This window comes from Pseudomonas sp. MAG733B, assembly GCF_036884845.1.
Lineage (GTDB): Bacteria > Pseudomonadota > Gammaproteobacteria > Pseudomonadales > Pseudomonadaceae > Aquipseudomonas.
This window is the reverse complement of the sequence record NZ_CP145732.1, coordinates 6,544,744-6,570,917: the sequence shown is the minus strand read 5'-3', so window position 1 is coordinate 6,570,917 and position 26,174 is coordinate 6,544,744. Positions and strand designations below refer to the sequence as shown.

Sequence of the window (26,174 nt, the reverse complement as noted above, 5' to 3'; positions counted from 1 at the left end):
CGGCGAATGTCGTCTTCACAGTATAACCAGATTGCTTGGGGTTATATGGTCAAGTGAAGAAGCGCATACGGTGGATGCCTTGGCAGTCAGAGGCGATGAAAGACGTGGTAGCCTGCGAAAAGCTTCGGGGAGTCGGCAAACAGACTTTGATCCGGAGATGTCTGAATGGGGGAACCCAGCCATCATAAGATGGTTATCTTGTACTGAATACATAGGTGCAAGAGGCGAACCAGGGGAACTGAAACATCTAAGTACCCTGAGGAAAAGAAATCAACCGAGATTCCCTTAGTAGTGGCGAGCGAACGGGGACTAGCCCTTAAGTGGCTTTGAGATTAGCGGAACGCTCTGGAAAGTGCGGCCATAGTGGGTGATAGCCCTGTACGCGAAAATCTCTTGGTCATGAAATCGAGTAGGACGGAGCACGAGAAACTTTGTCTGAATATGGGGGGACCATCCTCCAAGGCTAAATACTACTGACTGACCGATAGTGAACTAGTACCGTGAGGGAAAGGCGAAAAGAACCCCGGAGAGGGGAGTGAAATAGATCCTGAAACCGTATGCGTACAAGCAGTGGGAGCCTACTTTGTTAGGTGACTGCGTACCTTTTGTATAATGGGTCAGCGACTTATTTTCAGTGGCGAGCTTAACCGAATAGGGGAGGCGTAGCGAAAGCGAGTCTTAATAGGGCGTCTAGTCGCTGGGAATAGACCCGAAACCGGGCGATCTATCCATGGGCAGGTTGAAGGTTGGGTAACACTAACTGGAGGACCGAACCGACTACCGTTGAAAAGTTAGCGGATGACCTGTGGATCGGAGTGAAAGGCTAATCAAGCTCGGAGATAGCTGGTTCTCCTCGAAAGCTATTTAGGTAGCGCCTCATGTATCACTGTAGGGGGTAGAGCACTGTTTCGGCTAGGGGGTCATCCCGACTTACCAAACCGATGCAAACTCCGAATACCTACAAGTGCCGAGCATGGGAGACACACGGCGGGTGCTAACGTCCGTCGTGAAAAGGGAAACAACCCAGACCGTCAGCTAAGGTCCCAAAGTTATGGTTAAGTGGGAAACGATGTGGGAAGGCTTAGACAGCTAGGAGGTTGGCTTAGAAGCAGCCACCCTTTAAAGAAAGCGTAATAGCTCACTAGTCGAGTCGGCCTGCGCGGAAGATGTAACGGGGCTCAAACCATACACCGAAGCTACGGGTATCACTTAGGTGATGCGGTAGAGGAGCGTTCTGTAAGCCTGTGAAGGTGAGTTGAGAAGCTTGCTGGAGGTATCAGAAGTGCGAATGCTGACATGAGTAACGACAATGGGTGTGAAAAACACCCACGCCGAAAGACCAAGGTTTCCTGCGCAACGTTAATCGACGCAGGGTTAGTCGGTCCCTAAGGCGAGGCTGAAAAGCGTAGTCGATGGAAAACAGGTTAATATTCCTGTACTTCTGGTTATTGCGATGGAGGGACGGAGAAGGCTAGGCCAGCTTGGCGTTGGTTGTCCAAGTTTAAGGTGGTAGGCTGGAATCTTAGGTAAATCCGGGATTCTAAGGCCGAGAGCTGATGACGAGTTACCCTTTGGGTGACGAAGTGGTTGATGCCATGCTTCCAAGAAAAGCTTCTAAGCTTCAGGTAACCAGGAACCGTACCCCAAACCGACACAGGTGGTTGGGTAGAGAATACCAAGGCGCTTGAGAGAACTCGGGTGAAGGAACTAGGCAAAATGGCACCGTAACTTCGGGAGAAGGTGCGCCGGTGAGGGTGAAGGACTTGCTCCGTAAGCCCACGCCGGTCGAAGATACCAGGCCGCTGCGACTGTTTATTAAAAACACAGCACTCTGCAAACACGAAAGTGGACGTATAGGGTGTGACGCCTGCCCGGTGCCGGAAGGTTAATTGATGGGGTTAGCTAACGCGAAGCTCTTGATCGAAGCCCCGGTAAACGGCGGCCGTAACTATAACGGTCCTAAGGTAGCGAAATTCCTTGTCGGGTAAGTTCCGACCTGCACGAATGGCGTAACGATGGCGGCGCTGTCTCCACCCGAGACTCAGTGAAATTGAAATCGCTGTGAAGATGCAGTGTATCCGCGGCTAGACGGAAAGACCCCGTGAACCTTTACTATAGCTTTGCACTGGACTTTGAATTTGCTTGTGTAGGATAGGTGGGAGGCTTTGAAGCGTGGACGCCAGTTCGCGTGGAGCCAACCTTGAAATACCACCCTGGCAACTTTGAGGTTCTAACTCAGGTCCGTTATCCGGATCGAGGACAGTGTATGGTGGGTAGTTTGACTGGGGCGGTCTCCTCCTAAAGAGTAACGGAGGAGTACGAAGGTGCGCTCAGACCGGTCGGAAATCGGTCGTAGAGTATAAAGGCAAAAGCGCGCTTGACTGCGAGACAGACACGTCGAGCAGGTACGAAAGTAGGTCTTAGTGATCCGGTGGTTCTGTATGGAAGGGCCATCGCTCAACGGATAAAAGGTACTCCGGGGATAACAGGCTGATACCGCCCAAGAGTTCATATCGACGGCGGTGTTTGGCACCTCGATGTCGGCTCATCACATCCTGGGGCTGAAGCCGGTCCCAAGGGTATGGCTGTTCGCCATTTAAAGTGGTACGCGAGCTGGGTTTAGAACGTCGTGAGACAGTTCGGTCCCTATCTGCCGTGGACGTTTGAGATTTGAGAGGGGCTGCTCCTAGTACGAGAGGACCGGAGTGGACGAACCTCTGGTGTTCCGGTTGTCACGCCAGTGGCATTGCCGGGTAGCTATGTTCGGAATAGATAACCGCTGAAAGCATCTAAGCGGGAAACTAGCCTCAAGATGAGATCTCACTGGGACCTTGAGTCCCCTGAAGGGCCGTCGAAGACTACGACGTTGATAGGTTGGGTGTGTAAGCGCTGTGAGGCGTTGAGCTAACCAATACTAATTGCCCGTGAGGCTTGACCATATAACACCCAAGCAATTTGCGCGTAAAAGCCAGATTGCGGTGTGTGAAGACGAAAGAACCGAAAGTTCGACGCTTACAAAACACCGAAAACTATCGCATACCCAATTTGCTGAAGCGCGGCCGACTGGCCACGATTCGGTACCCGAATTTCTTGACGACCATAGAGCGTTGGAACCACCTGATCCCATCCCGAACTCAGCAGTGAAACGATGCATCGCCGATGGTAGTGTGGGGTTTCCCCATGTGAGAGTAGGTCATCGTCAAGATTAAATTCCGAAACCCCAATTGCGAAAGCAGTTGGGGTTTTGTTTTGTCCGCAGGAAAATCTGTCACACCGGCTTTCTATGCAACTGCCCGGAGCGTGGCTATCATGCGGGCCTCATTGTGAGGCGAGACTTGCATGCTGACGTTGTTAAAGCTTCTTAAAGATGGCCGATTCCATTCGGGTGAAGCCTTGGGCGCTGCCTTGGGCATTAGTCGCAGTGCAGTCTGGAAGCAGCTTCAGCATCTGGAGGCTGAGCTGGGATTGTCCATTCATAAAGTCAGGGGGCGCGGTTATCAATTGGCTGCGCCGCTGACGCTGCTCGATCCTCTGGAGATCAGGCGCTTGGCGCCTGTCTGTGACTGGCCTGTCCTGGTATTCGATTCAATCGATTCCACGAATGCTGAAGCGCTCCGTGCCATTGAGCGGCACCAGGCGACGCCTTTTCTGGTGCTTTCTGAACGGCAAACTGCTGGTCGCGGGCGGCGCGGGCGAAAGTGGGTGAGTCCATTCGCAGAAAACATCTATTACAGCCTGGTGCTGCGTATTGAAGGCGGAATGCGCCAGCTGGAAGGCTTGAGCCTTGTTGTCGGGCTCGCCGTAATGCAGGCCTTGCGTGAGCTCGGTGTTCCGGGTGTGGGTTTGAAATGGCCCAATGACGTTCTGGTCGGTCAGAAGAAAATTGCCGGAATCTTGCTGGAGTTGGTGGGTGATCCTGCCGACGTATGTCACGTGGTGTTGGGTGTAGGTATTAATGTAAACATGCAGATGACCGACGAGGTTGATCAGCAGTGGACTTCCATGCGGCTCGAATCGGGAAGAATGTTTGATCGCAATCACCTGGTGGCTGCCCTTGGTTTGATGTTGCAGAAGTACCTTGCGCTTCATCAGTCCGGCGGGTTCTCAGCGGTTCAAGCGGAGTGGGAGCAAAATCACCTGTGGCAGGGGCAGGCGGTGTCGTTAATCGCCGGTGTTAACCAGATAGATGGTGAAGTGCTGGGTATTGATAGTCAGGGCGCCTTGCGCTTGAAGGTGGGTGGTGTGGAAAAAGTTTTCAGCGGCGGAGAGCTGAGTCTGAGGTTGCGCAATGATTCTTGAGCTCGACTGTGGAAACAGCTTTATCAAGTGGCGCGTGATCGAGACTGGCGCCCAACTGGTTGTGGGCGAGGGGGTTGTCGATTCGGATCGCGCATTGCTGGAAAGCTTGAGCGCGCTCAATGGGCTCGCTCTCAGGTTTTGTCGACTGGTCAGTGTAAGGACTGCTGAAGAAACCGATGCGTTGATCTCCCTGTTGAGGGCGTCCTTCGATGTGTCGGTGGTATGTGCGGCTCCGGCACGTGAAATGTCCGGTGTGCGTAACGGCTATGAGGAGTTCGAGAAGCTGGGCCTTGATCGCTGGCTCGCGCTGCTCGGCGGGTTCCATTTGGCGGGTGGCGCGTGCCTTGTGCTTGATTTCGGTACGGCTGTTACCGCTGACTTCGTCGCCGCGGATGGCGAGCATCTCGGTGGGTTTATTTGCCCGGGGATGCCGTTGATGCGTAATCAGCTTCGTACTCATACCCGCAAAATTCGTTACGGTGATCTTGCCGCAGAGCGCGCTTTGGAGGATCTCGTTCCTGGTCGCGCTACAGTTGAGGCTGTCGAGCGCGGTTGCTTGTTGATGCTTCGGGGATTTGTGCTGACTCAGTTGGAGTTAGCGCGTAGCTACTGGGGTGAGGGTTTCGCGGTATTCCTTACGGGTGGGGATGCGGAGCTGGTCTCCGGGGTAGTGCCTGAGGCCAGGGTGGTGCCGGACCTCGTATTTGTAGGCTTGGCGATGGCTTGCCCTTTGTCCTGAGGTATTTATGCGTTGGTTGTTTTTGCTGCTGCTTGTTCTCAATGTGTTTTATTACATCTGGCATCAACAAGAGGCTCCTCTGCGCGCGAAGGACGTAACACCCTTGAGTTTGTATCGGGGGTCTCAGCAGGATATTCGTCTGTTGAGCGAGGCTCCGGACGTGGCGAAGGATAAGGGCAAGGCAGCGCCGGCGGAGTCTGGATGTCTTTTTGTAGGCGGTTTTGCCCGTCAAGACGTCGCTCAGGGGCTTGAGCGCAGATTGACTGGCATGGATGTCAAGTTTCAGGCGTTGCCCAAGGGGAGTGCTGAATCCGCCGGTTATTGGCTGCGTGTAGCCCCGGAAAGCCGGCGTTGGCTGGACGATCTTCAGCTGATAAACCTTTCTAAAGAATTCAATGAGTTAAAACATAAAATAATGCCTTGCGAAGGGGTTGCACCCATCGAATAGTTTGCATAGAATGGCGCCCGCTCCACAGCGAACGCCGGAAACGGTTAACGGTGTGAGGCGAGGTCAACGCAGCTAAGCTCAGGTTTTTAATGAGAAAAATGCTTGACAGAAGGCTGGCATGATGTAGAATGCCGGCTCGCTTAGGAGGGGTTCCCGAGCGGCCAAAGGGATCAGACTGTAAATCTGACGTCTACGACTTCGAAGGTTCGAATCCTTCCCCCTCCACCATTTTAGCGAGAGCTGTAAGCGCTCGCGGGTATAGTTTAGTGGTAGAACCTCAGCCTTCCAAGCTGATGATGCGGGTTCGATTCCCGCTACCCGCTCCAAGTTTACAGGTTTTGCACAGTGTTACGCTCTTGTAGCTCAGTTGGTAGAGCACACCCTTGGTAAGGGTGAGGTCAGCGGTTCAAATCCGCTCAAGAGCTCCATATAACAAGGCAGATATGAAAATATCTGCCTTTGTTTTAAGGGGCTGGATTGCATTTCGTGTTCGGTGAGGGCGATCAGGTCGTCGATGCCGAAGGTGTGGTCAGGCTCGCAGAGTAAAATGTTGTAAAGTCTTCTTCGGGCCGGCATAATGGTCGGCCTGATTTTGTTTTAGGTCAGTAGCTCAATTGGCAGAGCGACGGTCTCCAAAACCGTAGGTTGGGGGTTCGATTCCCTCCTGACCTGCCAGATTCACTCGGTGTGTCTGGCTTTCTTTTCACAGGATCTTCATAGATGACTCCTAAAGCTGAAGCTCAAGGCTCTCGCTTCGATCTGCTCAAGTGGCTAGTAGTAGTCGCTTTGGTGGTTGTTGGCGTTGTTGGCAATCAGTACTATTCTGCTTCGCCGATCCTGTACCGTGTACTGGCATTGCTTGTCATTGCTGCTGTAGCTGCCTTTGTAGGCCTGCAGACAGTTAAGGGCAAGTCTTTCTTTGTACTGGCTAAGGAAGCGCGCACCGAGATTCGTAAAGTCGTATGGCCAACTCGCCAAGAAACCACGCAGACCACGTTGATCGTTGTGGCTGTTGTCCTGGTTATGGCGTTGCTGTTGTGGGGTCTTGATTCCCTGCTCGGCTGGCTTGTCTCCTTGATTGTCGGCTAAGGGTGTCCCGTGGCTAAGCGTTGGTATGTTGTGCATGCTTACTCGGGTTACGAGAAGCATGTCATGCGTTCGTTGATCGAGCGCGTAAAGCTGGCTGGCATGGAAGATGGCTTCGGCGAGATTCTGGTTCCCACTGAAGAAGTGGTTGAGATGCGGAACGGCCAGAAGCGCAAAAGCGAACGCAAGTTCTTCCCTGGCTACGTGCTGGTCCAGATGGATATGAACGAGGGTACTTGGCACTTGGTCAAGGATACTCCTCGGGTGATGGGTTTTATCGGCGGTACTGCTGATAAGCCAGCGCCAATTACTGACAAAGAAGCAGAAGCGATTCTGCGTCGCGTCGCTGATGGTAGTGACAAGCCTAAGCCGAAGACGTTGTTCGAGCCGGGCGAGTCGGTACGTGTCAACGATGGTCCGTTTGCCGATTTCACTGGCACGGTCGAAGAAGTTAACTACGAAAAGAGCCGGATTCAGGTCGCGGTGCTCATTTTCGGACGCTCTACTCCGGTAGAGCTGGAGTTCAGCCAGGTCGAAAAGGTCTAGTTGAGCAAGCATCCCAACCCCGCAGCCTTAGGCTGTGGGGTTTTGTCGTCACTGGGATAAACGCGCAAGTAACCGGGGAGCCTTTCGAGGCGTTTGAACCCGTAATTGGAGTGCCTCATGGCCAAGAAGATTACCGCTTACATCAAGCTGCAAGTGAAGGCCGCTCAGGCTAACCCAAGCCCACCTGTTGGTCCTGCTCTGGGTCAGCACGGCGTGAACATCATGGAATTCTGCAAGGCTTTCAACGCCCGTACTCAGGGTCTTGAGCCAGGTCTGCCGACTCCAGTGATCATCACTGTCTACAGCGACCGTAGCTTCACTTTCGAAACCAAATCCACCCCTGCTTCGGTTCTGCTGAAGAAGGCGGCCGGTCTGACCAGCGGTTCCGCTCGTCCGAATACCGTTAAGGTTGGCACCGTAACCCGTGCTCAGCTGGAAGAAATCGCGAAAACCAAAAACGCGGATCTGACTGCAGCTGATATGGACGCAGCCGTGCGTACTATCGCCGGTTCTGCTCGTAGCATGGGCCTTAACGTGGAGGGTGTGTAATGGCTAAGCTGACCAAGCGTCAAAAGGCTATCGCCGGCAAAATCGAAGCAGGCAAGGCCTACAACTTTGTAGACGCTGCTGCCCTGCTGGCGGAGCTGTCGACTGTCAAGTTCAGCGAGTCGTTCGACGTTGCTGTGAACCTGGGTGTTGACCCGCGTAAATCCGACCAGGTCGTACGTAGCGCTACTGTGCTGCCACACGGCACTGGCAAGACCGTTCGCGTTGCTGTGTTCACCCAGGGTCCAGCTGCTGAGGCCGCTCTGGCTGCCGGCGCTGACCGTGTAGGTATGGACGACCTGGCTGCCGAAATGAAAGGCGGCGACCTGAACTATGACGTAGTGATCGCATCCCCGGATGCAATGCGCGTTGTGGGTCAGTTGGGTCAGATCCTCGGTCCACGTGGTCTGATGCCTAACCCTAAAGTCGGCACCGTAACTCCAGACGTAGCTACTGCGGTTAAAAACGCCAAGGCTGGTCAGGTTCGTTATCGCACCGACAAAAACGGCATCATCCACACTTCCGTTGGCAAGATCGGCTTCGATGCCGTCAAGCTGAAGGAAAACGTTGAAGCCCTGATCGCTGATCTGAAGCGTATCAAGCCAGCTTCCTCGAAAGGTATCTACGTTAAGCGCGTTACCCTGAGCACCACTATGGGCCCAGGTCTGGTCATCGACCAAAGCTCGCTCGACGCGTAAGACACAGATTGGCGCAAGCGATTGCGCCAATTGAAAAATTGGGGTCCCTGCCTGGCGGGGGCTATCCAAGACCGTAGGCGACGCAAGTCTTAAACCTCAAGCCTACGCAGATGGTGCTCCCGGTTCCTTACCGAATCAGACACCAAAACGACATCCGGTTTCGACCAGATGAAACGGTAACAAGCAGGAGTTAAACCCGTGGCAATTAAACTCGAAGACAAGAAGGCCATCGTCGCTGAAGTCAACGAGGCTGCCAAAGTCGCTCTGTCCGCTGTCGTGGCTGATGCCCGTGGCGTAACAGTAGGCGCGATGACCGGACTCCGTAAAGAGGCTCGTGAAGCTGGCGTTTACGTACGTGTTGTACGTAACACCCTGCTCAAGCGCGCTGTTGCTGACACTGAATTCAGTGTCCTCAACGACGTGTTCACTGGCCCTACCCTGATTGCATTCTCCAAAGAACATCCAGGCGCTGCTGCCCGGATCTTCAAAGAGTTCGCAAAGGGTCAGGACAAGTTCGAGATCAAGGCAGCTGCGTTCGAGGGCAAGTTCCTCGCAGCTAACCAAATCGACGTACTGGCAACTCTGCCGACCCGTGACGAAGCAATTTCTCAGCTGATGAGCGTGATTCAAGGCGCAACCAGCAAATTGGCTCGTACTCTGGCGGCAATTCGCGACCAGAAAGAAGCTGCTGCAGCCTAAGGCTCGTCAACTTCTCGCGTTTTTTGTTTTTTTCGATGGTCGCGTAGGCCGTCCCCAATATCAGGAATTAGATTCATGTCTATCTCTCAGAACGATATCCTTGAAGCAGTTGGCAACATGTCCGTAATGGAAGTTGTTGAGCTGATCAAAGCTTTCGAAGAAAAATTCGGCGTTACCGCTGCTGCTGCATCGGCTGGTCCAGCTGCTGCTGCCGCCGTTGTTGAAGAGCAAACTGAATTCAACGTCATGCTGCTGGAAGCTGGCGAGAAGAAAGTTAACGTGATCAAGGCAGTACGTGAACTGACCGGTCTGGGCCTGAAAGAAGCCAAGGCTGTAGTTGACGGCGCTCCTGCCATGGTTCTGGAAGCTGTTGCCAAAGACGCAGCTGACAAAGCCAAAGCAACTCTGGAAGAAGCAGGCGCTAAAGTCGAGCTGAAGTAAGCATCGACTTTGCTCCTCCAGCCCGAGCGTTAAGCGACAGGCTGATGGCTGGTGGCTCTTGCCACCGGCCTTTTTCCGTTATTGGCAACCGACTGGGTCGGTGCTGATAACGTGCTGTAACCACCCGATGCGGTGGCGCAAACCATGGGGTTTGCACGATTTTCTGGCTGCTCCCGTCGGGAGGGGCCAAACAAGCAGGTGACCAAGCTGGGGAACGCTGATGGCTTACTCATATACTGAGAAAAAACGTATCCGCAAGGACTTTAGCAAGTTGCCGGACGTCATGGATGTGCCGTACCTCCTGGCCATCCAGCTGGATTCGTATCGTGAATTCTTGCAAGCGGGAGCGACTAAAGATCAGTTCCGCGACGTGGGCCTGCATGCGGCCTTCAAATCCGTTTTCCCGATCATCAGCTACTCCGGCAATGCTGCGCTGGAGTACGTCGGATATCGTCTGGGCGAACCGGCATTTGATGTCAAAGAATGCGTATTGCGCGGTGTAACTTACGCCGTACCTTTGCGGGTAAAAGTGCGCCTGATCATTTTCGACAAAGAGTCGTCGAACAAAGCGATCAAGGACATCAAAGAGCAAGAAGTCTACATGGGTGAAATCCCCCTGATGACTGAGAACGGTACCTTCGTAATCAACGGTACCGAGCGTGTAATCGTTTCCCAGCTGCACCGTTCCCCGGGCGTGTTCTTCGACCACGACCGTGGCAAGACGCACAGCTCCGGTAAACTGCTGTACTCCGCGCGCATCATTCCTTACCGCGGTTCGTGGCTGGACTTCGAGTTCGACCCGAAAGACTGCGTATTCGTGCGTATCGACCGTCGTCGCAAGCTGCCTGCATCGGTATTGCTGCGCGCGCTGGGCTATACCACTGAAGAAGTGCTGGACGCGTTCTACACCACCAACGTATTCCACGTGAAAGGCGAAAACCTGAGCCTGGAACTGGTGCCTCAGCGCCTGCGCGGTGAAATTGCAGTCCTGGATATCCTGGACGACAAAGGCAAGGTTATTGTCGAGCAAGGTCGTCGTATCACTGCTCGTCACATCAATCAGCTGGAAAAAGCCGGGATCAAAGAGCTGGAAGTGCCTCTGGACTACGTCCTGGGTCGCACTACCGCCAAGGTCATCGTGCATCCGGCAACCGGCGAAATCCTGGCAGAGTGCAACACCGAGCTGAGCACCGAGATCCTGGCGAAAATCGCCAAGGCCGGCGTTGTTCGCATCGAAACTCTGTACACCAACGATATCGACTGCGGCCCGTTTGTCTCCGACACGCTGAAGATCGACTCCACCAGCAACCAACTGGAAGCGCTGGTCGAGATCTATCGCATGATGCGTCCTGGCGAGCCGCCAACCAAAGACGCTGCCGAAACCCTGTTCAATAACCTGTTCTTCAGCCCTGAGCGCTATGACCTTTCTGCGGTCGGCCGGATGAAGTTCAACCGTCGTATCGGTCGTACCGAGATCGAAGGTTCGGGCGTGCTGTGCAAGGAAGACATCGTCGCGGTACTGAAGACTCTGGTCGACATCCGTAACGGTAAAGGCATCGTCGATGACATCGACCACCTGGGTAACCGTCGTGTTCGCTGCGTAGGCGAAATGGCCGAGAACCAGTTCCGCGTTGGCCTGGTGCGTGTTGAGCGTGCGGTCAAAGAGCGTCTGTCGATGGCTGAAAGCGAAGGCCTGATGCCGCAAGACCTGATCAACGCCAAGCCAGTGGCTGCGGCGGTGAAAGAGTTCTTCGGTTCCAGCCAGCTGTCCCAGTTCATGGACCAGAACAACCCGCTGTCCGAGATCACCCACAAGCGTCGTGTCTCTGCACTCGGCCCTGGCGGTTTGACTCGTGAGCGTGCCGGCTTTGAAGTTCGTGACGTACACCCGACGCACTACGGTCGTGTTTGCCCGATCGAAACGCCGGAAGGTCCGAACATCGGTCTGATCAACTCCCTGGCTGCCTATGCGCGCACCAACCAGTACGGCTTCCTCGAGAGCCCATACCGTGTGGTGAAAGACGCTCTGGTCACCGACGAGATCGTGTTCCTGTCCGCCATCGAAGAAGCTGATCACGTGATCGCTCAGGCTTCGGCCACGATGAACGACAAGAAGATGCTGATCGACGAACTGGTAGCTGTTCGTCACTTGAACGAGTTCACCGTCAAGGCGCCGGAAGACGTCACCTTGATGGACGTATCGCCGAAGCAGGTAGTTTCGGTTGCAGCGTCGCTGATCCCGTTCCTCGAGCACGATGACGCCAACCGTGCGTTGATGGGTTCGAACATGCAGCGTCAAGCTGTACCAACCCTGCGTGCTGACAAGCCGCTGGTAGGTACCGGCATGGAGCGTAACGTAGCCCGTGACTCCGGCGTTTGCGTCGTGGCTCGTCGTGGCGGCGTGATCGACTCCGTTGATGCCAGCCGTATCGTGGTTCGTGTTGCCGATGATGAAGTTGAAACCGGTGAAGCTGGTGTCGACATCTACAACCTGACCAAGTACACCCGCTCCAACCAGAACACCTGCATCAACCAGCGTCCGCTGGTGCGTAAGGGTGATCGGGTTCAGCGCAGCGACATCATGGCTGACGGTCCGTCCACCGACATGGGTGAACTGGCGCTGGGCCAGAACATGCGCATCGCGTTCATGGCCTGGAACGGTTACAACTTCGAAGACTCCATCTGCCTGTCGGAACGAGTTGTTCAAGAAGATCGCTTCACCACGATCCACATTCAGGAACTGACCTGTGTGGCCCGTGACACCAAGCTTGGCCCAGAGGAAATCACTGCGGACATCCCGAACGTGGGTGAGGCTGCACTGAACAAGCTGGACGAAGCCGGTATCGTTTATGTTGGTGCTGAAGTTGGCGCAGGCGACATCCTGGTCGGTAAGGTCACTCCGAAAGGCGAGACCCAGCTGACCCCGGAAGAAAAACTGCTGCGTGCGATCTTCGGTGAAAAAGCCAGCGACGTTAAAGACACCTCCCTGCGCGTACCTACCGGTACCAAAGGTACTGTCATCGACGTACAGGTCTTCACCCGCGACGGCGTTGAGCGTGATGCTCGTGCACTGTCGATCGAGAAGTCCCAGCTGGACGAGATCCGCAAGGATCTGAACGAAGAGTTCCGCATCGTTGAAGGCGCTACTTTCGAACGTCTGCGTTCCGCTCTGGTCGGCCACAAAGCCGAAGGCGGCGCCGGTCTGAAGAAAGGCCAGGACATCACCGACGAAGTTCTCGACGGTCTTGAGCACGGCCAGTGGTTCAAACTGCGCATGGCTGAAGATGCTCTGAACGAGCAGCTCGAGAAGGCTCAGGCCTACATCGTTGATCGTCGCCGTCTGCTGGACGACAAGTTCGAAGACAAGAAGCGCAAACTGCAGCAAGGCGATGACCTGGCTCCAGGCGTGCTGAAAATCGTCAAGGTTTACCTGGCAATCCGTCGTCGCATCCAGCCGGGCGACAAGATGGCCGGTCGTCACGGTAACAAGGGTGTGGTCTCCGTGATCATGCCGGTTGAAGACATGCCGCACGATGCCAATGGCACCCCGGTCGACGTCGTCCTCAACCCGTTGGGCGTACCTTCGCGTATGAACGTTGGGCAGATCCTCGAAACCCACCTGGGCCTCGCGGCCAAGGGCCTGGGCGAGAAGATCAACCGCATGATTGAAGAGCAGCGTAAAGTTGCCGAGCTGCGTAAATTCCTGCACGAGATCTACAACGAGATCGGCGGTCGTCAGGAAAGCCTCGATGACTTCTCGGACCAGGAAATCCTGGACCTGGCTCAAAACCTGCGTGGCGGCGTTCCAATGGCCACTCCAGTGTTCGATGGCGCCAAGGAAAGCGAAATCAAGGCCATGCTGAAACTGGCAGACCTGCCAGAAAGCGGCCAGATGCAGCTGACCGATGGCCGTACCGGCAACAAGTTCGAGCGCCCGGTTACCGTTGGCTACATGTACATGCTGAAGCTGAACCACTTGGTAGACGACAAGATGCACGCTCGTTCTACCGGTTCGTACAGCCTGGTTACCCAGCAGCCGCTGGGTGGTAAGGCGCAGTTCGGTGGTCAGCGTTTCGGGGAGATGGAGGTCTGGGCACTGGAAGCATACGGTGCCGCTTACACTCTGCAAGAAATGCTCACAGTGAAGTCGGACGATGTGAACGGCCGTACCAAGATGTACAAAAACATCGTGGATGGCGATCACCGTATGGAGCCGGGCATGCCCGAGTCCTTCAACGTGTTGATCAAGGAAATTCGTTCCCTCGGCATCGATATCGATCTGGAAACCGAATAACACGTGACGCGAATCGAGAGCGGGGCAGGATTGCCCGCTCTCTGCTCCGCCAGGAGGAAAGGCCTTGAAAGACCTACTGAATTTGCTGAAAAACCAGGGTCAAGTCGAAGAGTTCGACGCCATCCGTATCGGATTGGCATCGCCTGAGATGATCCGTTCGTGGTCGTTCGGTGAAGTTAAAAAACCGGAAACCATCAACTACCGTACGTTCAAACCTGAGCGTGACGGCCTGTTCTGCGCCAAGATCTTTGGCCCGGTTAAGGATTACGAGTGCCTGTGCGGTAAGTACAAGCGCTTGAAGCACCGTGGTGTGATCTGCGAGAAGTGCGGCGTTGAAGTCGCGCTGGCAAAAGTTCGTCGTGAGCGCATGGCGCACATCGAACTGGCCTCGCCAGTTGCCCACATCTGGTTCCTGAAATCGCTGCCGTCCCGTATCGGCTTGCTGATGGACATGACCCTGCGTGATATCGAACGCGTTCTCTACTTCGAGAGCTATGTCGTTATCGATCCAGGCATGACCACCCTTGAAAAGGGTCAGCTGCTGAACGACGAGCAGTACTTCGAAGCGCTGGAAGAATTCGGCGACGATTTCGATGCCCGCATGGGTGCCGAAGCTGTCCGCGAACTGCTGCACGCTATCGACCTGGAACACGAGATTGGCCGTCTGCGTGAAGAAATTCCGCAAACCAACTCCGAAACCAAGATCAAGAAGCTGTCCAAACGTCTGAAGTTGATGGAAGCCTTCCAGGGTTCCGGCAACCTGCCAGAGTGGATGGTGCTGACCGTTCTGCCGGTTCTGCCGCCAGATCTGCGTCCACTGGTCCCGCTGGATGGCGGTCGCTTCGCGACTTCCGACCTCAACGATCTGTATCGTCGAGTGATCAACCGTAACAACCGTTTGAAGCGCCTGCTGGATCTGTCCGCTCCGGACATCATCGTGCGCAATGAAAAGCGTATGTTGCAGGAAGCTGTCGACGCACTGCTCGACAACGGCCGTCGCGGCCGTGCGATCACCGGTTCGAACAAGCGCCCACTGAAATCCCTGGCTGACATGATCAAGGGTAAGCAGGGTCGTTTCCGTCAGAACTTGCTCGGTAAGCGTGTTGACTACTCGGGTCGTTCGGTAATTACCGTAGGTCCGACCCTGCGTCTGCACCAGTGCGGTCTGCCGAAGAAAATGGCTCTCGAGCTGTTCAAGCCGTTCATCTTCGGCAAGCTGGAAATGCGTGGTCTCGCTACCACCATCAAAGCTGCCAAGAAGATGGTCGAGCGCGAGCTGCCGGAAGTTTGGGACGTTCTCGCTGAAGTGATTCGCGAACACCCGGTTCTTCTCAACCGTGCACCGACCCTTCACCGTCTGGGTATCCAGGCGTTTGAACCGGTACTGATCGAAGGTAAGGCTATCCAGCTGCACCCTCTGGTGTGCGCCGCGTACAACGCCGACTTCGACGGCGACCAAATGGCCGTGCACGTACCGCTGACGCTGGAAGCCCAGCTCGAAGCGCGTGCGTTGATGATGTCGACCAACAACATTCTGTCGCCAGCCAACGGTGAGCCAATCATCGTTCCGTCGCAGGACGTTGTATTGGGTCTGTACTACATGACTCGTGAAGCGATCAACGCCAAAGGCGAAGGTCGTGTGTTCGCGGATCTGCAGGAAGTTGACCGTGTGTTCCGTGCCGGCGAAGCCGCACTGCACGCCAAGGTCAAGGTGCGGATCAACGAAACCGTCAACGACCGTGATGGCGGCAGCGTGAGCAACACCCGTATCGTCGACACTACTGTCGGCCGTGCCCTGTTGTTCCAGGTTGTGCCAAAAGGTCTGTCGTACGACGTCGTCAACCTGCCGATGAAGAAAAAGGCGATCTCCAAGCTGATCAACCAGTGCTACCGCGTGGTTGGTTTGAAAGAGACCGTGATCTTCGCTGACCAGTTGATGTACACCGGTTTTGCTTATTCGACCATTTCCGGCGTTTCCATCGGTGTTAACGACTTCGTTATCCCGGATGAAAAAGCCCGCATCATCAATGCTGCTACTGATGAAGTGAAAGAGATCGAAAGCCAGTACGCCTCCGGCCTGGTAACCCAGGGCGAGAAGTACAACAAAGTGATCGACCTTTGGTCCAAGGCGAACGACGAAGTTTCCAAGGCGATGATGGCCAACCTCTCGAAAGAGAAAGTCATCGACCGTCATGGTGTCGAAGTCGACCAGGAATCCTTCAACTCGATGTACATGATGGCCGACTCGGGCGCACGGGGTTCTGCTGCGCAGATCCGTCAGCTGGCCGGTATGCGTGGCCTGATGGCCAAGCCGGACGGTTCCATCATTGAAACGCCGATTACTGCGAACTTCCGTGAAGGTTTGAGCGTACTCCAGTACTTCATCTCCACTCACGGTGCTCGTAAGGGTCTTGCGGATACCGCGTTGAAAACGGCTAACTCCGGTTACCTGACTCGTCGTCTGGTAGACGTTGCACAAGATCTGGTTGTAACCGAGATCGATTGCGGCACCGAACACGGTCTGCTGATGACTCCGCACATTGAAGGCGGTGACGTTGTAGAGCCGCTGGGTGAGCGCGTATTGGGTCGAGTTATCGCCCGTGACGTATTCAAGCCAGGTACCGAGGACGTTATCGTTCCTGCCGGCACCCTGGTAGACGAAAAGTGGGTCGAGTTCATCGAGCTCAACAGCATCGACGAAGTGATCGTGCGTTCGCCGATCAGCTGCGAAACCCGCTTCGGTATTTGCGCCAAGTGCTACGGCCGCGATCTGGCTCGTGGTCACCAGGTGAACATCGGTGAAGCGGTCGGCGTTATCGCTGCCCAGTCCATCGGTGAGCCGGGTACCCAGCTGACGATGCGTACGTTCCACATCGGTGGTGCGGCAAGCCGGACCTCCGCAGCCGACAGCGTTCAGGTGAAGAATGGCGGTACCGTCCGTCTGCATAACCTGAAGCACGTAGAGCGCGTGGATGGTCACCTGGTTGCTGTGTCCCGTTCCGGTGAGCTGGCCATCGCTGATGACTTCGGTCGTGAGCGTGAGCGTTACAAGCTGCCGTACGGTGCCGTGATTTCGGTTAAAGAAGGTGACAAGGTCGACGCTGGCGCAATCGTGGCCAAGTGGGATCCGCACACTCACCCGATCGTTACCGAAATGAAAGGTACCGTGACCTACGTGGGCATGGAAGAAGGCATCACGATCAAGCGTCAGACTGACGAATTGACCGGTATGACCAACATTGAAGTACTCGACGCCAAAGATCGTCCAGCTGCCGGTAAAGACATCCGTCCTGCCGTGAAGATGGTCGACGACAACGGCAAGGATCTGTTGCTGCCAGGCACTGACGTTATCGCTCAGTACTTCCTGCCAGCCAACGCCCTCGTCGGTGTAGCGGACGGTGCGAAGATTGCGATCGGTGATGTTATCGCTCGTATCCCGCAAGAAACTTCGAAGACCCGTGACATCACCGGTGGTCTGCCGCGTGTTGCCGACTTGTTCGAAGCTCGTCGTCCGAAAGAAGCGTCGATTCTGGCTGAAGTCAGCGGCACCATCGCGTTCGGTAAAGAGACCAAAGGCAAGCGCCGTCTGGTTATCACTCCGAACGACGGTAGCGATCCGTATGAAGAGCTGATTCCGAAGTGGCGTCACCTGAACGTCTTCGAAGGCGAACAAGTGAACCGCGGCGAAGTTATCTCCGACGGTCCAAGCGATCCACACGACATCCTGCGTCTGCTGGGTGTGAGTGCGCTGGCCAAGTACATCGTCAACGAGATCCAGGACGTTTACCGTCTGCAAGGCGTGAAGATCAACGATAAGCACATCGAGACCATCCTGCGTCAGATGCTGCGTAAAGTTGAAATCGCTGAATCCGGCGATTCCAGTTTCATCAAGGGCGACCAGATGGAATTGACTCACGTTCTGGTAGAGAACGAGCGTTTGAGCGGCGAAGACAAATTTGTCTCCAAGTTCACTCGCGTTCTGCTGGGTATCACCAAGGCGTCGTTGTCCACCGAATCGTTCATCTCGGCGGCTTCCTTCCAGGAAACCACTCGCGTACTGACCGAAGCGGCGGTAACCGGCAAGCGCGATTACCTGCGCGGCCTGAAAGAAAACGTGGTCGTGGGTCGTCTGATCCCGGCTGGTACCGGCCTGGCGTACCACAGCGAGCGTAAGCGTCGCCGTGATGCCGACAAGCCGTTGCGTGTAAGCGCCAGTGAAGTGGAAGCTGCACTGACCGAAGCGCTGAACTCTAGCGGTAACTGAGTTCTGCGATAAATGAGCGTAAGGCCCTGGCAGCTCCGTTCATCGAATCGAGACAATTTGTCGAGGTTCGATGAGTGGAGAGGTCGGGGCCTTGCCTTGACTGGGGACAAGATCCTCTTTAGACTCTTGTACCCCTAAATTTGGCGGGGATTCGTTCCTGCCATTTTGCTTTTCTTGCAAGACAATAGCGTCGCAAGACAACAGTGGAGCTAGTAGATGGCAACTATCAACCAGCTGGTACGTCAGCCGCGTAAGCGTATCGTCGAGAAATCCGACGTACCTGCGCTGCAGAACTGCCCGCAACGTCGTGGCGTGTGCACCCGTGTGTATACCACTACGCCGAAAAAACCTAACTCGGCACTGCGTAAAGTATGCCGTGTGCGTCTGACCAACGGTTTCGAGGTTTCCTCGTACATCGGTGGTGAAGGCCACAACCTGCAAGAGCACAGCGTGGTACTGATCCGCGGCGGTCGTGTAAAAGACTTGCCAGGTGTTCGTTACCACACCGTTCGCGGTTCTTTGGATACTTCCGGCGTTAAAGGTCGTAACCAGGGTCGTTCGAAGTACGGTACCAAGAAGCCTAAGTAGTAGCGGCTTTTTGTAAAAACTGAATTATCTATTTTTCTGAGTCGATAAGAGTAAGGTCGGAGGCGTCCCGTACAGGGCACCGATTCCGAGCGAACCTGAAGACCGTTTGAGGGCTTATCCATGCCAAGAAGACGCGTAGCAGCCAAGCGCGAAGTGCTTGACGATCCAAAATACGGAAGCCAAATCCTGGCCAAGTTCATGAACCACGTGATGGAAAGCGGCAAGAAAGCCGTTGCCGAGCGTATCGTTTATGGCGCGCTGGAAAAGGTTAAAGAACGCAAGAACAGCGACCCCCTGGAAATCTTCGAGAAAGCTCTCGACGCCATCGCTCCGCTGGTCGAAGTAAAGTCGCGCCGTGTAGGCGGTGCTACTTACCAGGTTCCGGTTGAAGTTCGTCCGTCCCGTCGTAACGCTCTGGCAATGCGCTGGTTGGTAGACTTCGCCCGCAAGCGCGGCGAGAAGTCTATGGCTCTGCGTTTGGCTGGCGAACTGTTGGACGCCGCCGAAGGTAAAGGTGCTGCAGTTAAGAAGCGTGAAGACGTGCACCGTATGGCTGAAGCCAACAAGGCTTTCTCGCACTACCGCTTCTAATTTTAGCGTCACTAATTTTGCGAGGGCTTTATGGCTCGTACTACACCGATTAATCGCTACCGTAACATTGGTATCGTTGCTCACGTGGATGCTGGTAAAACCACCACCACCGAGCGCGTCCTTTTTTACACTGGCAAAAGTCACAAGATGGGCGAGGTGCATGACGGCGCCGCGACCACAGACTGGATGGTTCAGGAGCAGGAGCGTGGTATCACCATTACTTCTGCTGCTATTACCGCCTTCTGGCAGGGTTCTGCGAAGCAGCACAAAGACCAATACCGCTTCAACGTCATTGACACTCCGGGTCACGTAGACTTCACCATTGAAGTTGAACGTTCCCTGCGTGTACTCGACGGCGCGGTCGTTGTGTTCTGCGGCACTTCCGGCGTTGAGCCTCAGTCCGAAACCGTATGGCGTCAAGCCAACAAGTACGGTGTTCCACGTATCGTTTACGTGAACAAAATGGACCGTGCTGGCGCGAACTTCCTGCGCGTGATCGCTCAGATCAAGCAGCGTCTGGGTCACACCCCGGTGCCTATCCAGTTGGCTATCGGTTCCGAAGACAACTTCCAGGGTCAGATCGATCTGATGTCCATGGAAGCGGTTTACTGGAACGATGCTGACAAAGGCATGACTCCACGTCGCGAAGCTATCCCTGCTGAATTGCAGGAGCTGGCTGAAGAGTGGCGCAGCAACATGGTTGAAGCTGCGGCTGAAGCCAGTGAAGAGCTGATGAACAAGTACCTCGAGGGCGAAGAGCTCACCATCGAGGAAATCAAGGGCGCTCTGCGTCAGCGTACTATCGCTGGTGAGATCGTTCTGGCTGTTTGCGGTTCTTCCTTCAAGAACAAGGGTGTTCCCCTGGTTCTCGACGCCGTTATCGACTACCTGCCTGCTCCTGTCGACATTCCTGCTATCAAGGGTTCCAACCCTGATAACGAGGAAGAAGAAATGGAGCGTCATGCAGACGACAACGAGCCGTTCTCGGCTCTGGCGTTCAAGATCGCTACCGACCCATTCGTGGGTACTTTGACCTTTGTCCGCGTTTACTCGGGCGTGTTGGCATCCGGCGACGGCGTGATCAACTCGGTTAAAGGCAAGAAAGAGCGCGTGGGTCGTATGGTGCAAATGCACGCAAACGCCCGTGAAGAAATCAAGGAAGTGCGCGCTGGTGACATCGCGGCCTTGATCGGCATGAAGGACGTCACCACTGGTGAAACTTTGTGCAACGCTGACAAGCCAATCATCCTGGTTCGCATGGACTTCCCGGAGCCGGTTATTTCGGTTGCCGTTGAGCCTAAGACCAAGGATGACCAGGAAAAAATGGGTATCGCTCTGGGCAAACTTGCTCAGGAAGACCCGTCTTTCCGCGTCAAAACTGATGAAGAGACTGGTCAAACGATCATCTCTGGCATGGGCGAGCTGCACTTGGACATCCTGGTTGACCGGATGCGCCGTGAGTTCAACGTCGAAGCCAACATCGGTAAGCCTCAGGTTTCCTATCGTGAGCGCATCACGAAGAGCTGCGAAATCGAAGGCAAGTTCGTTCGCCAGTCCGGCGGTCGTGGCCAGTTCGGTCACTGCTGGATTCGCTTTGCACCTGCTGACGAAGGTCAGGAAGGTCTGCAATTCCTGAACGAAGTAGTGGGTGGTGTGGTTCCTAAGGAATACATCCCGGCTATCCAGAAGGGTATCGAAGAGCAGATGAAGAACGGTGTTGTTGCCGGCTATCCGCTGATCGGCCTGAAGGCTACCGTGTTTGATGGTTCTTACCACGACGTCGACTCGAACGAGATGGCGTTTAAGGTGGCTGCTTCCATGGCGACCAAGCAACTGGCCCAGAAGGGCGGTGGTGAGTTGCTCGAGCCGATCATGGCGGTAGAGGTTGTTACGCCTGAAGACTATATGGGTGACGTGATGGGCGACCTGAACCGTCGTCGCGGCATGATTCTGGGTATGGAAGACACGGTTTCCGGTAAGGTTATCCGTGCTGAAGTTCCGTTGGGCGAGATGTTCGGTTATGCGACCGATGTTCGTTCGATGTCCCAGGGTCGCGCAAGCTACTCTATGGAATTCAAAAAATACAATACGGCTCCGTCGCACATCGTCGAAACCGTTACCAAAAAACAAGGCTGATTCAGTCCTTTAGGCAAGGAGTTAATTGTCGTGGCTAAAGAAAAATTTGATCGTTCCCTACCGCACGTCAACGTTGGCACCATCGGTCACGTTGACCACGGTAAAACCACTCTGACCGCAGCTCTGACTCGCGTTTGCTCCGAAGTTTTCGGTTCGGCAATCGTTGATTTCGATAAAATCGACAGCGCTCCAGAAGAAAAAGCTCGTGGTATCACCATCAACACCGCGCACGTCGAGTACAACTCGAAGATTCGTCACTACGCTCACGTTGACTGCCCAGGTCACGCTGACTATGTGAAGAACATGATCACTGGTGCTGCCCAGATGGACGGCGCGATCCTGGTTTGCTCGGCCGCTGATGGTCCGATGCCGCAAACCCGTGAGCACATCCTGCTGTCCCGTCAGGTAGGCGTTCCGTACATCGTGGTTTTCCTGAACAAGGCTGACCTGGTAGACGACGCTGAGCTGCTGGAACTGGTTGAGATGGAAGTTCGCGACCTGCTGTCCACCTACGACTTCCCGGGCGATGACACTCCAATCATCATCGGTTCGGCTCGTATGGCGCTGGAAGGCAAAGACGACAACGAAATGGGCACCACTGCCGTTCGTAAGCTGGTTGAAACTCTGGACAGCTACATCCCAGAACCAGAGCGCGCTATCGACAAGCCATTCCTGATGCCAATCGAAGACGTATTCTCGATTTCGGGTCGTGGTACTGTTGTGACCGGTCGTATCGAGCGCGGTATCGTTCGCGTTCAAGATCCGCTGGAAATCGTTGGTCTGCGTGACACTACCGTCACCACCTGCACCGGTGTTGAAATGTTCCGCAAGCTGCTCGACGAAGGTCGTGCTGGCGAGAACTGCGGCGTTCTGCTGCGTGGCACCAAGCGTGACGACGTTGAGCGTGGTCAGGTTCTGGTTAAGCCGGGTTCGGTTAAGCCGCACACCAAGTTCACCGCAGAAGTTTACGTTCTGAGCAAGGAAGAAGGCGGCCGTCACACTCCGTTCTTCAAAGGCTACCGTCCACAGTTCTACTTCCGTACTACTGACGTGACTGGTAACTGCGAGCTGCCAGAAGGCGTTGAAATGGTAATGCCAGGTGACAACATTCAGATGACTGTTACCCTGATCAAAACCATCGCAATGGAAGACGGTCTGCGTTTCGCTATCCGTGAAGGCGGTCGTACCGTCGGCGCTGGCGTCGTAGCCAAAATCATCGAGTAATCTCTTTTTTGAGATGGCTTTGATGCTTTGAAAAAGCCCCCGCTCAGCGGGGGCTTTTTTATTGGGTTGACACCTATCTGGGGCGTCTATAGAATTGCGCCTCCTTTTAACGGGCGTATTGCGCCCGGTGGGAATAGCAGCCGGAGTCTGAAATCCAATGCAAAATCAGCAAATCCGTATCAGGTTGAAGGCTTTCGACCATCGCCTGATCGACCAATCAACCCAGGAAATCGTGGAAACCGCGAAACGTACTGGTGCTCAAGTGCGTGGTCCAATTCCACTGCCTACCCGTAAAGAGCGGTTCACCGTTCTGGTCTCCCCGCACGTCAACAAAGACGCGCGCGACCAGTACGAGATCCGTACTCATAAGCGCGTTCTGGACATCGTCCAGCCAACGGATAAAACCGTTGATGCTCTTATGAAGCTTGATCTTGCGGCCGGTGTGGAAGTGCAGATCAGCCTCGGCTAAGACTCGGTCTTAGTCGTGTAACGCTCTGAAATGGGCGGCCATAGCGGGTGAAAGCCCCGTACACTCATGAGGTTTACAACATGACTATTGGTGTAGTCGGTCGTAAATGCGGTATGACCCGTATTTTCACCGAAGAAGGTGTCTCCATTCCGGTCACGGTCATTGAGATCGAGCCGAATCGCGTCACCCAGTTCAAAACTGAAGAGACCGATGGCTATCGTGCAGTGCAAGTCACTGTCGGCGAGCGTCGTGCTTCGCGTGTAACAGCAGCTCAGGCTGGCCACTTCGCTAAAGCGAACGTTGCCGCTGGTCGTACCGTAATGGAATTCCGCCTTGAAGAAGGCGAGTACCAGGCCGGCGATCTGATCAACGCTGAAATCTTCGCCGCTGGTCAACTGGTTGATGTAACTGGTCAGTCCAAAGGTAAAGGCTTCCAGGGTACGATCAAGCGTTGGAATTTCCGCGGGCAAGATAACACCCACGGTAACTCCGTATCCCACCGCGTTCCAGGCTCTATCGGCCAGTGCCAGACTCCTGGTCGTGTATTCAAGGGCAAAAAAATGTCCGGTCATATGGGCGCTGAGCGCGTGACCGTGCAGTCCCTCGAAGTAGTGCGCGTGGACGCTGAACGCAATCTGTTGTTGGTCAAGGGCGCTGTTCCTGGCGCTACTGGCGGCAACTTGGTTGTACGTCCAGCAGCCAAGGCTCGCGGTTAAGGGGAAGCTGACATGCAATTAAATGTAAATGACGCTCAAGCGATCGAAGTTTCCGAACTGACATTTGGCGGCGAATTCAACGAGACGCTGGTTCACCAAGCAGTCGTAGCCTACATGGCTGGCGGTCGTCAGGGTTCCAAGCAGCAAAAGACCCGTTCCGACGTTCGTGGTGGCGGTAAGCGCCCATGGCGTCAGAAAGGTACTGGCCGTGCTCGTGCCGGTACTATCCGTAGCCCAATCTGGCGTGGCGGCGGTACCACTTTCGCAGCTCGTCCTCAGGATCACTCCCAGAAGCTGAACAAGAAGATGTACCGCGCAGCAATGCGTTCCATCCTTGCTGAGCTGGTGCGTACTGATCGTCTGGTCGTGGTTCAGGATTTCGCGGTTGAGACGCCGAAAACCAAAGACCTGCTGGGCAAACTGAACAACATGAGCCTGACCGACGTTCTGATCGTGTCGGACGCTGTTGATCAGAACCTGTACCTGGCTGCTCGTAACCTGCCACACGTAGATGTACGTGACGTGCAAGGTTCCGATCCAGTTAGTCTGATCGCATACGACAAGGTGTTGATCACCGTGTCGGCCGTGAAGAAATTCGAGGAGCTGCTGGGATGAACCAGGAACGCGTATTTAAAGTTCTGCTTGGCCCGCACGTTTCCGAGAAGGCTACGGTTCTGGCAGACAAGAAAGGCCAGTTCGTTTTCAAGGTTGCTACTGACGCAACCAAGCTGGAAATCAAGAAGGCCGTCGAAAGCCTGTTCAGCGTGAAAGTAGAGCGTGTTACTACCCTGAATGTTCTGGGTAAGAGCAAGCGCACTGCTCGCGGTCTGGGCAAGCGTAATGACTGGAAGAAGGCAGTTATCTCCCTTCAGCCAGGCCAAGATCTCGATTTCAGCAGCAGTGCTGAGTAAGGAAGGGGTGCATCATGGCAATCGTTAAATGCAAACCGACTTCCCCTGGCCGCCGTTTTGTGGTCAAGGTGGTCAACCAGGAGCTGCATAAAGGCGCTCCTCACGCACCGCTGCTCGAGAAGAAGTCGAAGACTGGTGGTCGTAACAACAATGGCCGTATTACCACTCGTCACATCGGTGGTGGTCATAAGCAGCATTACCGTATGGTCGATTTCCGTCGCAACGACAAAGATGGCATCGTCGCCACTGTCGAGCGTATCGAATACGATCCAAACCGTACTGCTCACATCGCACTGCTCTGCTACGCAGACGGCGAGCGCCGCTACATCATCGCCCCTAAAGGCGTGAGTGCTGGCGACACGCTGATCGCAGGTGCCCTGGCTCCAATCAAGCCAGGCAACGCTCTGCAACTGCGCAACATTCCAGTCGGTTCTACCGTACACGGCATCGAACTGAAGCCAGGTAAAGGCGCACAGATCGCTCGTTCCGCTGGTGCTTCGGCTCAGCTGATCGCTCGTGAAGGCGTGTACGTTACCCTGCGTCTGCGTTCCGGTGAAATGCGTAAAGTCCTGGCTGAATGCCGTGCGACCCTGGGCGAAGTCTCGAACTCCGAGCACAGCCTGCGTTCGCTGGGTAAAGCTGGTGCCAAACGCTGGCGTGGCGTTCGCCCAACCGTTCGTGGTGTTGCCATGAACCCGGTTGACCACCCACATGGTGGTGGTGAAGGTCGTACCTCTGGTGGTCGTCATCCGGTATCGCCATGGGGCTTCCCGACTAAGGGCGCGAAGACTCGTGGTAATAAGCGTACCGACAAAATGATCGTCCGTCGTCGCAAGTAAATAGAGGGATACGACAGTGCCACGTTCTCTGAAAAAAGGTCCTTTTATCGATCTTCACCTACTGAAGAAGATCGAAGTGGCGGCGGAAAAGAACGATCGCAAACCAGTTAAAACCTGGTCGCGTCGTTCGATGATCCTGCCACAAATGGTCGGTCTGACCATCGCAGTACACAACGGTCGTCAACACGTCCCAGTTCTCGTTAACGAAGACATGGTCGGCCACAAACTGGGCGAGTTCGCCGGTACCCGCACTTATCGTGGGCACGTGGCAGACAAGAAAGCCAAGCGTTAAGGGGTTAGGAAATGGAAGTAGCCGCTAAGTTGTCGGGCGCTCGAATCTCCGCCCAGAAAGCCCGCTTGGTCGCCGACCAGATCCGCGGGAAGAAGGTGGGCGAAGCGCTCAACCTGTTGGCTTTCAGCAGTAAGAAAGCCGCCGAGATCATGAAGAAAGTGCTGGAGTCGGCCGTAGCCAACGCCGAGCATAACGAAGGCGCAGACGTTGATGACCTGAAGGTCAGCACCGTTTTCGTCAACGAAGGGCGTTCGCTGAAGCGCATCATGCCACGTGCCAAAGGCCGTGCTGATCGCATCGTCAAGCGGTCTTGCCATATCACTGTCAAGGTTGCTGACAAGTAACGGA

At 54.9% G+C, this 26,174-nt stretch carries 22 protein-coding genes, 4 tRNA genes and 2 rRNA genes; all 28 read left to right on the top strand.

From position 1 onward, the window contains the following. Positions 1–47: 47 nt before the first annotated feature. A 23S ribosomal RNA gene (locus V6Z53_RS30220) occupies positions 48–2,939 on the top strand. Positions 2,940–3,089: 150 nt separating this feature from the next. Then, a 5S ribosomal RNA gene (rrf, locus tag V6Z53_RS30215) occupies positions 3,090–3,205 on the top strand. 134 nt (positions 3,206–3,339) lie between these two features. After that, positions 3,340–4,299 carry a bifunctional biotin--[acetyl-CoA-carboxylase] ligase/biotin operon repressor BirA gene (gene birA, locus V6Z53_RS30210; RefSeq protein WP_338583434.1) on the top strand — a complete coding sequence of 320 codons (960 nt, stop codon included), beginning with the start codon at positions 3,340–3,342 and terminating at the stop codon, positions 4,297–4,299. Next, on the top strand, positions 4,289–5,038 hold the full coding sequence (locus tag V6Z53_RS30205) for a pantothenate kinase (protein ID WP_338583433.1): 750 nt from the start codon (positions 4,289–4,291) through the stop codon (positions 5,036–5,038). Before birA ends, V6Z53_RS30205 begins: the two co-directional genes overlap by 11 nt. Positions 5,039–5,045: 7 nt before the next feature. After that, on the top strand, positions 5,046–5,486 hold the full coding sequence (locus V6Z53_RS30200) for a hypothetical protein (RefSeq protein ID WP_338583432.1): 441 nt from the start codon (positions 5,046–5,048) through the stop codon (positions 5,484–5,486). A gap of 143 nt (positions 5,487–5,629) precedes the next feature. Next, positions 5,630–5,714, top strand: a tRNA-Tyr gene (locus V6Z53_RS30195). Positions 5,715–5,738: 24 nt separating this feature from the next. Next, positions 5,739–5,812: transfer RNA gene (locus V6Z53_RS30190), tRNA-Gly, on the top strand. 26 nt (positions 5,813–5,838) lie between these two features. Continuing rightward, positions 5,839–5,914 (top strand) — tRNA-Thr (locus tag V6Z53_RS30185). Between the two features lie 171 nt (positions 5,915–6,085). Continuing rightward, positions 6,086–6,161: transfer RNA gene (locus V6Z53_RS30180), tRNA-Trp, on the top strand. Between the two features lie 45 nt (positions 6,162–6,206). Beyond that, positions 6,207–6,575: a preprotein translocase subunit SecE gene (secE, locus tag V6Z53_RS30175; protein WP_338583431.1), complete on the top strand. Its 369-nt coding sequence runs from the start codon at positions 6,207–6,209 to the stop codon at positions 6,573–6,575. Positions 6,576–6,584: 9 nt separating this feature from the next. Further along, positions 6,585–7,118, top strand: a complete 534-nt coding sequence (gene nusG, locus V6Z53_RS30170) for a transcription termination/antitermination protein NusG (RefSeq protein WP_007933727.1) — start codon at positions 6,585–6,587, stop codon at positions 7,116–7,118. A gap of 117 nt (positions 7,119–7,235) precedes the next feature. Beyond that, complete coding sequence (rplK, locus tag V6Z53_RS30165) at positions 7,236–7,667, top strand: 50S ribosomal protein L11 (protein ID WP_003176435.1); 432 nt, start codon at positions 7,236–7,238, stop codon at positions 7,665–7,667. Next, entirely contained in the window at positions 7,667–8,362 is a 696-nt protein-coding gene (gene rplA / locus V6Z53_RS30160) for a 50S ribosomal protein L1 (protein ID WP_003186095.1), read from the top strand. The genes rplK and rplA overlap by 1 nt, the downstream gene beginning before the upstream one ends. A 198-nt stretch (positions 8,363–8,560) precedes the next feature. Further along, positions 8,561–9,061, top strand: coding sequence for a 50S ribosomal protein L10 (gene rplJ / locus V6Z53_RS30155; protein ID WP_007970413.1), 501 nt, complete (start codon positions 8,561–8,563; stop codon positions 9,059–9,061). A gap of 75 nt (positions 9,062–9,136) precedes the next feature. Next, the gene (gene rplL / locus V6Z53_RS30150; protein ID WP_122846051.1) at positions 9,137–9,502 is read left to right on the top strand and encodes a 50S ribosomal protein L7/L12; all 366 of its coding nucleotides are present in this window, start codon (positions 9,137–9,139) and stop codon (positions 9,500–9,502) included. Positions 9,503–9,722: 220 nt separating this feature from the next. Continuing rightward, a complete protein-coding gene (rpoB, locus tag V6Z53_RS30145; RefSeq protein WP_338583428.1) occupies positions 9,723–13,796 on the top strand; it encodes a DNA-directed RNA polymerase subunit beta in 4,074 nt (1,357 codons plus the stop codon). Positions 13,797–13,860: 64 nt separating this feature from the next. Beyond that, on the top strand, positions 13,861–18,060 hold the full coding sequence (gene rpoC, locus V6Z53_RS30140; RefSeq protein ID WP_338583426.1) for a DNA-directed RNA polymerase subunit beta': 4,200 nt from the start codon (positions 13,861–13,863) through the stop codon (positions 18,058–18,060). 216 nt (positions 18,061–18,276) lie between these two features. Continuing rightward, complete coding sequence (gene rpsL / locus V6Z53_RS30135; RefSeq protein WP_002555494.1) at positions 18,277–18,648, top strand: 30S ribosomal protein S12; 372 nt, start codon at positions 18,277–18,279, stop codon at positions 18,646–18,648. 120 nt (positions 18,649–18,768) lie between these two features. Next, positions 18,769–19,239 (top strand): 30S ribosomal protein S7, encoded by a 471-nt coding sequence (rpsG, locus tag V6Z53_RS30130; RefSeq protein ID WP_002555493.1) that lies wholly within the window; start codon positions 18,769–18,771, stop codon positions 19,237–19,239. Positions 19,240–19,269: 30 nt separating this feature from the next. Further along, positions 19,270–21,375, top strand: coding sequence for an elongation factor G (fusA, locus tag V6Z53_RS30125; RefSeq protein WP_338583424.1), 2,106 nt, complete (start codon positions 19,270–19,272; stop codon positions 21,373–21,375). 30 nt (positions 21,376–21,405) lie between these two features. Further along, complete coding sequence (gene tuf / locus V6Z53_RS30120) at positions 21,406–22,599, top strand: elongation factor Tu (RefSeq protein ID WP_338583422.1); 1,194 nt, start codon at positions 21,406–21,408, stop codon at positions 22,597–22,599. A 157-nt stretch (positions 22,600–22,756) separates the two neighbouring features. Next, positions 22,757–23,068, top strand: a complete 312-nt coding sequence (gene rpsJ / locus V6Z53_RS30115) for a 30S ribosomal protein S10 (protein WP_003186070.1) — start codon at positions 22,757–22,759, stop codon at positions 23,066–23,068. 80 nt (positions 23,069–23,148) lie between these two features. Further along, entirely contained in the window at positions 23,149–23,784 is a 636-nt protein-coding gene (gene rplC, locus V6Z53_RS30110; RefSeq protein ID WP_003186059.1) for a 50S ribosomal protein L3, read from the top strand. Positions 23,785–23,796: 12 nt separating this feature from the next. Next, positions 23,797–24,399, top strand: a complete 603-nt coding sequence (rplD, locus tag V6Z53_RS30105; protein WP_003228735.1) for a 50S ribosomal protein L4 — start codon at positions 23,797–23,799, stop codon at positions 24,397–24,399. After that, positions 24,396–24,695 carry a 50S ribosomal protein L23 gene (rplW, locus tag V6Z53_RS30100; protein WP_002555488.1) on the top strand — a complete coding sequence of 100 codons (300 nt, stop codon included), beginning with the start codon at positions 24,396–24,398 and terminating at the stop codon, positions 24,693–24,695. Before rplD ends, rplW begins: the two co-directional genes overlap by 4 nt. A gap of 14 nt (positions 24,696–24,709) precedes the next feature. After that, on the top strand, positions 24,710–25,534 hold the full coding sequence (gene rplB / locus V6Z53_RS30095) for a 50S ribosomal protein L2 (RefSeq protein ID WP_008018194.1): 825 nt from the start codon (positions 24,710–24,712) through the stop codon (positions 25,532–25,534). Positions 25,535–25,550: 16 nt separating this feature from the next. Beyond that, a complete protein-coding gene (gene rpsS / locus V6Z53_RS30090; RefSeq protein ID WP_002555486.1) occupies positions 25,551–25,826 on the top strand; it encodes a 30S ribosomal protein S19 in 276 nt (91 codons plus the stop codon). 11 nt (positions 25,827–25,837) lie between these two features. Beyond that, positions 25,838–26,170 (top strand): 50S ribosomal protein L22, encoded by a 333-nt coding sequence (gene rplV, locus V6Z53_RS30085; protein ID WP_003103908.1) that lies wholly within the window; start codon positions 25,838–25,840, stop codon positions 26,168–26,170. Positions 26,171–26,174 lie beyond the last annotated feature (4 nt).

What these genes read in the sequence shown, in the direction of transcription:
- birA (WP_338583434.1), top strand. Translation starts at nt 3,340, where the DNA reads ATGCTGACGTTGTTAAAGCTTCTTAAAGATGGCCGATTCCATTCGGGT.
- V6Z53_RS30205 (WP_338583433.1), top strand. Translation starts at nt 4,289, where the DNA reads ATGATTCTTGAGCTCGACTGTGGAAACAGCTTTATCAAGTGGCGCGTG.
- V6Z53_RS30200 (WP_338583432.1), top strand. Translation starts at nt 5,046, where the DNA reads ATGCGTTGGTTGTTTTTGCTGCTGCTTGTTCTCAATGTGTTTTATTAC.
- secE (WP_338583431.1), top strand. Translation starts at nt 6,207, where the DNA reads ATGACTCCTAAAGCTGAAGCTCAAGGCTCTCGCTTCGATCTGCTCAAG.
- rplK (WP_003176435.1), top strand. Translation starts at nt 7,236, where the DNA reads ATGGCCAAGAAGATTACCGCTTACATCAAGCTGCAAGTGAAGGCCGCT.
- rplA (WP_003186095.1), top strand. Translation starts at nt 7,667, where the DNA reads ATGGCTAAGCTGACCAAGCGTCAAAAGGCTATCGCCGGCAAAATCGAA.
- rplL (WP_122846051.1), top strand. Translation starts at nt 9,137, where the DNA reads ATGTCTATCTCTCAGAACGATATCCTTGAAGCAGTTGGCAACATGTCC.
- rpoB (WP_338583428.1), top strand. Translation starts at nt 9,723, where the DNA reads ATGGCTTACTCATATACTGAGAAAAAACGTATCCGCAAGGACTTTAGC.
- rpsL (WP_002555494.1), top strand. Translation starts at nt 18,277, where the DNA reads ATGGCAACTATCAACCAGCTGGTACGTCAGCCGCGTAAGCGTATCGTC.
- rpsG (WP_002555493.1), top strand. Translation starts at nt 18,769, where the DNA reads ATGCCAAGAAGACGCGTAGCAGCCAAGCGCGAAGTGCTTGACGATCCA.
- fusA (WP_338583424.1), top strand. Translation starts at nt 19,270, where the DNA reads ATGGCTCGTACTACACCGATTAATCGCTACCGTAACATTGGTATCGTT.
- rpsJ (WP_003186070.1), top strand. Translation starts at nt 22,757, where the DNA reads ATGCAAAATCAGCAAATCCGTATCAGGTTGAAGGCTTTCGACCATCGC.
- rplC (WP_003186059.1), top strand. Translation starts at nt 23,149, where the DNA reads ATGACTATTGGTGTAGTCGGTCGTAAATGCGGTATGACCCGTATTTTC.
- rplD (WP_003228735.1), top strand. Translation starts at nt 23,797, where the DNA reads ATGCAATTAAATGTAAATGACGCTCAAGCGATCGAAGTTTCCGAACTG.
- rplW (WP_002555488.1), top strand. Translation starts at nt 24,396, where the DNA reads ATGAACCAGGAACGCGTATTTAAAGTTCTGCTTGGCCCGCACGTTTCC.
- rplB (WP_008018194.1), top strand. Translation starts at nt 24,710, where the DNA reads ATGGCAATCGTTAAATGCAAACCGACTTCCCCTGGCCGCCGTTTTGTG.
- rplV (WP_003103908.1), top strand. Translation starts at nt 25,838, where the DNA reads ATGGAAGTAGCCGCTAAGTTGTCGGGCGCTCGAATCTCCGCCCAGAAA.